Genomic DNA, 3,732 nt, shown 5'->3' with positions numbered 1-3,732 from the left:
ACGCTAGGGCAAGTTGGCGCGACTCCGGGCTTGCCATTCGGCCATCGGCCCAGCTCCGCAGTCGGTGGTGCTTGCGCGGTTGGTGTTGCCACACCAGTTGCGACAACGAGCATTTCGACAGGACACGGGCGTTGTGTAGCGTGGCCTCGATCTTTCGCCGATTGCGAACGATGGAGGTATCGGCCATCAATCGTTCGACGTCCTCGGGGGTCATCGCGGCAACGGCCTCGGGGTTGAATCCGCGAAACGCCGCACGAAAGTTGTCTCGTTTGTCGAAGACAGTCGCCCATGACAAACCGTTCTCGAAGTACGTCAGAACGAGCGCTTCGAAAAGCGCGGCCTGATCGCGCGTCGGCGTTCCCCATTCCTGGTCGTGATAGCCGGTCAAATCGCGGCCCGTCTCGGTAGCCCAACGGCAGCGGGTGACACCGTCGGCGGCGGTTGCCACCGTGGGCAGCTGTGGTGGCATATCGACACCGGCCATCGCCTTCATGCCACGGCTTCAGGGTTCTCCAGGACTAGCGCAATGCCCTGCCCCGAGCCGATGCACACACCAGTTACCCCGTATCGCACCTTGCGCTCCCGCAGTTCGGTGGCCAGGGTCAGCACGTACCTTGTGCCTGAGGCGCCGAATGGGTGCCCGGTCGCGACCGCCCCTCCGTTGGGGTTGAGCTTGTCGTCGGGGATCGTGAACCCGTCCAGCTGGTTGGATAGCTCACGCAGCACCCCGAGCGCTTGTGCGCTGAATGCTTCGTGCACTTCCCAAACGTCGACCCGGTCGGGGGTGAGTCCGGCGCGCTTGAGCGCCAAGGGAATCGCCCACGCCGGCGCAAGTCCCATGATCAGTGGATCGAGCGCGTAGACGGCTGACGACACCACCCTGGCCAGCGGGGCGACACCAAGCTCGGCCGCCTTCTCTCCTGACGCGATCACGACCGCGCTGGCCCCGTCGGTGAGCGGGGATGAGTTGCCGGCGGTCATCTGGGTGGTCCCGGCCTGGACCGGCAGAGCGGCCAGCCGTTCGGCGGTGGTGTCGTCGCGAATGAACTCGTCGTGCTCGAACACCCGCGCCGCGGCTTTCCTGGTTGCCGGGATCGGCACGGGCATAATCTCTTTGGCCAGTCGGCCGGAATCACGGGCCGCTGCGGCCCGGTGTTGGGACCGCAAGGCGAACGCATCTATCTCCTCGCGTGTCAGCTCGTAACGATCGGACACGTTCTGCGCTGTCTCGATCATCGAGATGTACGCGTTGCGGGCCAACAAGACCGGGTTTGGTGGGCCGCCGGCCCCAGCCCACATCGTGTCCAGCAGGAAAATAGGACCGCGCGGGGAGAACGGTGCGTCCCCTTTCATGAAGGCCCATCCCGATCGGGACATCGACTCGACCCCGCAGGCGATGCCGACATTCAACTCGCCGGCCATGATCGCGTGGCTGATGGCCACCGTCGCACTCACTGACGAGCCGCAGAACCGGTTGATCGTGGCCGCCGCGACACTGTCGGGGAACCCGGCGGCCAGTGCGGCCCATCGGCCGACGTCGCCCAGTCCCTCGTGGGCTACGTTGACGCAACCCGCCATGATGTCTTCGATCTGCTCGAGGGGTACCCCGACGCGCTCACAGGCGCCTCGCATCGTCATGCCCAGCAGATCATCAGGTCTCAGATGCGACAGCGATCCCCCGTAGCGCCCAAACGGTGTGCGTGTCCCGCCAAGAACGAATGCATCAGTCATATCTGTCACCTATCCGCAGGCACTTCAGCGAATCCCGGTTCTCCGCCGTCCGCAACGGAATTGAACCGGATCCGAGTATCGAGCTGGTCGGTGATCTCTCGCACCGCATCATCCGGACCCTGCACCGTTGCCGGTGCGACGAGGTTGGCGGTGATTCCGTGCGGCGCCAGCTCGAGTGCGATGTAACGCGCAAACTGATTCATGGCCGCCTTTGGGACGCCCAGGTTGATCATGCCGTTGCGCGGATGCCGCGACGGCTCGGCGGTGAGATAGAACAAACGGCCATAGCCACGGGAAGTCAATGCCCGGCACAACAGCTTTGGTGAGAAGAAACGCGGCGTGCAGTTCTCGGTCCAGCTTTCCACCGAGCTGTTTAATGGCCGCAACCACATCCTCGGCTTCCGCGGTGCTCGACCGGTAGTTGACAACCACCCGAAACCTGCGTTCGGCAAGAACCCGTGCCGTCGCGTCACCGATCCCCCGGCTGGCTCCAGTGATCATCGCGACCTTCGATATCAGCGTCGGCCTCCGCGTACAGGAATGAGCTGTTTGATCAACAGGTGACGCCAAATGATCGGGCCGACCAAGCGTCAACACTCGCAGATTGGGCGGTACATCGCGCAAGTGAAAGTCACTGGCCCCGCCGGGCGGTTCGGCCCCTGCAGCATTTCGAGATCGTACGGCGAGGCGCGTCGCTGGTATAGATGTAGACCGAAGATTTCACCCTCGCTACCTGGACGAACCATGACCAGGGCGGTTGCGGGGTGTAAGCCGAGGCCCCGGGTGCGACTCGACGAGGTAGCGTCTTGAGAAATCTTCGGTACTTCGGCGGGAGCGGAGGAGCGGAATAGTGGAATCGGCTTTGTTTGGTTTTGTGACCATAGTCGCCCTTGCGCTGGCGTTGGTGTTCGCAGCCTTTGCCGCTGTACACGTGAAGCGGCTGGGAGATCGAACGCCGGCTCCGATAAGCGAAGAAATTTGGAGCACCAAAGCGGTTCTAAAGAAAGTACGTAAACGCGAACCCATGTCGACCGATGAGCTGAATTATGCGAAGCAAATCGTTGCCGATCGTAGTTCGCCGATGGCATTCTGCATCCCCGGCACTTTGTTCATGCTGGGCTGCTTTTTTGTATTTGGCAGTCTTTACTACTTGCATGGAGCCACGCCCTCCGAGCGGACATTCCTCGGGCTGATCCCCATGTTGACCTCCACAAACCTCGCCATTCGGCTTCTCCGCAGCGCAAGGTTGAAAGGGCGACTACGGAAAATGGCTTGAAGCAACACAAGGCATATGGTGTGGCACAAACCGTTGATTTCCGGTGAATTGGAAGTTGGTTCGGACGTGCTGCCGACAGCACCAGCAGCTGATAACGTCACACACCGCTTGCTTGCGTTCCTGCCGCGGCTGGTAGTGTCATAGCGGCCATATCTCAACCTAGTTGATATACGGCCGAGGGGTGTGGCCTTGACACCGGGGTCGGGGACGAAGCGAGGACACGACGTCGGGGACCGGATTCCGAAAGGTGATGGAGTGAGCCCTCGTTCAGTCGGCAGGACTGTCTTGGCGCGAGTCTGGATGCCATTGGTTGCCGTTGTTGCGCTCTCTTTGGGTGGGGTGTTGATGTGGAAGGTGCACGAATTTTCCGCCCCCCCGCCTGTCATCACCGTCCTTCCCCCGCAAGCACCTCCGGAGTTCAGTCCCAAACAGGTCGTGTATGAGTTGTCCGGCTCCATCGGGACGGGGGGGATGCTCGTCTGGGCGGACGTCGACGGGCATCCGCATCGGGTTGATCTCACGACGTTGCCGTGGTCGCGCACGGAGACGACCACGCTCACGGTGGTGTCCGCCAGCATCTCGGCGCAAGTTCACGGCGGTGATCACGTCGGCTGCCGGATACTGGTGAACGGCGTTGTCCCCCCCGGCGCCCCCGGCGCTGAACAATCCGACACGCATCAGGATGCGCACGTCTTCTGCCTAGTGAAATCCGCGTGAGCGAGCAT

General features: G+C 62.2%; 5 protein-coding genes and 1 pseudogene. 2 read left to right on the top strand and 4 right to left on the bottom strand.

What is annotated here, in order from left to right:
* From WAN71_RS09705 to WAN71_RS09690, 4 genes and pseudogenes are all read right to left on the bottom strand, one after another.
* Nucleotides 1-484, bottom strand: a 484-nt coding sequence (locus WAN71_RS09705; RefSeq protein WP_422225125.1) for a DNA-3-methyladenine glycosylase I, incomplete at its 3' end; no start/stop codon positions are given.
* 5 nt (nucleotides 485-489) lie between these two features.
* Complete coding sequence (locus tag WAN71_RS09700; RefSeq protein WP_422225124.1) at nucleotides 490-1,731, bottom strand: thiolase family protein; 1,242 nt, start codon at nucleotides 1,729-1,731, stop codon at nucleotides 490-492.
* A 5-nt stretch (nucleotides 1,732-1,736) separates the two neighbouring features.
* Nucleotides 1,737-2,096, bottom strand: coding sequence for an SDR family oxidoreductase (locus WAN71_RS09695; RefSeq protein WP_422225126.1), 360 nt, complete (start codon nucleotides 2,094-2,096; stop codon nucleotides 1,737-1,739).
* Nucleotides 2,097-2,148: 52 nt separating this feature from the next.
* Nucleotides 2,149-2,232: pseudogene (locus WAN71_RS09690) on the bottom strand (short-chain dehydrogenase); the annotation flags it as partial.
* Between the two features lie 349 nt (nucleotides 2,233-2,581).
* On the opposite strand from WAN71_RS09690, the gene WAN71_RS09685 reads away from it, so the two are divergent.
* Both WAN71_RS09685 and WAN71_RS09680 read left to right on the top strand, forming a co-directional pair.
* On the top strand, nucleotides 2,582-3,007 hold the full coding sequence (locus WAN71_RS09685; protein ID WP_422225123.1) for a hypothetical protein: 426 nt from the start codon (nucleotides 2,582-2,584) through the stop codon (nucleotides 3,005-3,007).
* Nucleotides 3,008-3,262: 255 nt separating this feature from the next.
* Nucleotides 3,263-3,724, top strand: a complete 462-nt coding sequence (locus WAN71_RS09680) for an MmpS family transport accessory protein (protein ID WP_422225122.1) — start codon at nucleotides 3,263-3,265, stop codon at nucleotides 3,722-3,724.
* The last annotated feature ends 8 nt before the right edge of the window (nucleotides 3,725-3,732 follow it).

Source organism: Mycobacterium sp. (assembly GCF_049280035.1).
GTDB lineage: Bacteria > Actinomycetota > Actinomycetes > Mycobacteriales > Mycobacteriaceae > Mycobacterium.
The sequence above is the reverse complement of the archived record's forward strand: the minus strand, read 5'-3'. Positions and strand labels throughout refer to the sequence as shown.